Raw genomic sequence first — 1,124 nt, 5'->3', positions numbered from 1 at the left:
ATGCAGCAATTAGCGATAAACCATCAAAAGCACTACACATTACGTTGGCATAAAGATAGAAATATGTATGCTATAAAAGAGTCAGGTACAAAGTATTATATCGTCAAGCGAGAGTATGAAGAAGATATACAAATTGATTTGCATACGTTTCCAAATCCGATGACATATAACCCAAGTGGAAATATTAATAGAGGTGGTACGATTATAATTTCGTATAGAAATTATAAATATGAAATTGTATTTCAGCTTGGAAGAGGGAGATTTACGTATCGTGAAATGTCAAAAAGGATTCATAATGGCTGAAATGATTGTATCGTTAAGTGTTTTAATGATGGCTGTATCGTTACTACTACCGCAAACAGTATTAGTTATGCAAGAAAGAAAAAATATACAAATTCGTTATAAGGCAACTGGATTATTAAAAAAAGAAGCAGCTATATATATGTATGGAAATGAAGAAAAGCGAATAATAGAAAAGAATATAAATGGAATTGTGTATTACACATATTGGGGAGGCAATGAAGTTTGTACCATGTGGAAAGATGTGAAAGACAGAATGATGGAACAATGCTTTTATGTAGGAGAAAAAATAAATTAGAATTTGGTTTTTCATTAATAGAAATGATTGTATGTCTGTTTCTATTATCAATATTTTTTTTGCTCTTTCCCCGCCTACATTTCATTGAAATGGAAAATAAACAGTCGAAAGGGTTAAATGATTGGGAGTGGGATGTGTATTTAGGGCAAATGCAATTGGAGTTTCGTGAAGTATCATCTGGAGAACAGCTAGCATTTGAAAATGGAGAAAGTATTTTACAATTCCGATCGCGTAATGGGAGTGAAGTATCGTATGAAAAAGAGAATAGTCGTCTTATAAGAAAGGTAAATAGGCGCGGGAGGGAAGTTGTTTTACAAAATATTGGAACGGTTTCTTACAAACTAACACCTCATGTACTCATTATAAATGTGAAAGATACTAGTGGGAAAATATATGAAGGTGTAGTTATGCGATATAGCGAAATAGGAATAAACGTATGAGAAAGCAAAAGGGATTTACAATGCCTGGAACGATTATCTTTCTTATTTTATTAACTTCTTTTTTTATATACGAAACAAATATGTTG

Annotated in this window: 3 protein-coding genes and 1 pseudogene; all 4 read left to right on the top strand. The window is 31.9% G+C overall.

The genetic code is table 11. From position 1 onward, the window contains the following. Positions 1-303 (top strand): competence type IV pilus minor pilin ComGD (comGD, locus tag ABWK52_RS29325; protein WP_353772377.1); only part of this gene is annotated, 303 nt, incomplete at its 5' end. Next, positions 296-598, top strand: a complete 303-nt coding sequence (locus ABWK52_RS29320; RefSeq protein ID WP_000829473.1) for a hypothetical protein — start codon at positions 296-298, stop codon at positions 596-598. The genes comGD and ABWK52_RS29320, both read left to right, overlap by 8 nt. Beyond that, complete coding sequence (comGF, locus tag ABWK52_RS29315; RefSeq protein WP_000923099.1) at positions 568-1,038, top strand: competence type IV pilus minor pilin ComGF; 471 nt, start codon at positions 568-570, stop codon at positions 1,036-1,038. Before ABWK52_RS29320 ends, comGF begins: the two co-directional genes overlap by 31 nt. Continuing rightward, positions 1,035-1,124: pseudogene (locus ABWK52_RS29310) on the top strand (competence type IV pilus minor pilin ComGG); the annotation flags it as partial. The gene comGF and the pseudogene ABWK52_RS29310, both read left to right, overlap by 4 nt.

The sequence above is a fragment of the Bacillus sp. AP50 genome (assembly GCF_040492675.1).
GTDB lineage: Bacteria > Bacillota > Bacilli > Bacillales > Bacillaceae_G > Bacillus_A > Bacillus_A cereus.
Note: the sequence above shows the minus strand (reverse complement) of the source record. Positions and strands in the feature narration are given on the sequence as shown.